This is a genomic window from Burkholderia sp. 3C (genome assembly GCF_054589155.1).
In genome coordinates this window covers 1-217 of record NZ_BAAILN010000141.1, presented here as the reverse complement: position 1 = coordinate 217, position 217 = coordinate 1, and the positions used below count along the sequence as shown (strand labels likewise).

Below are 217 nucleotides of genomic sequence, written 5' to 3'. Positions count from 1 at the left end.
CGATGTGCAGATGACGCAGGAGCTGATCGCCGACATGCTCGGCGTGCGTCGCGCGAGCGTGACGGAAACCGCGAGAAAACTCCAGGAGGCGGGCCTGATCCGCTACTCGCGCGGCAAGATCGAAGTGCTCGATCGCGCCGCGCTGGAGCGTCATGTGTGCGAGTGCTATCAGGTGGTGCGCGAGGAAAGCGATCGGCTGCTGTCGCCACGGTGATCG

The 217-nt window shown here is 65.0% G+C and carries 1 protein-coding gene; it reads left to right on the top strand.

Going from position 1 to position 217, the window contains the following annotated elements; translation table 11 throughout:
• The coding region (locus ACYP33_RS30160) for a Crp/Fnr family transcriptional regulator (RefSeq protein ID WP_459624957.1) at positions 1-214 on the top strand (214 nt) is incomplete at its 5' end.
• Positions 215-217 lie beyond the last annotated feature (3 nt).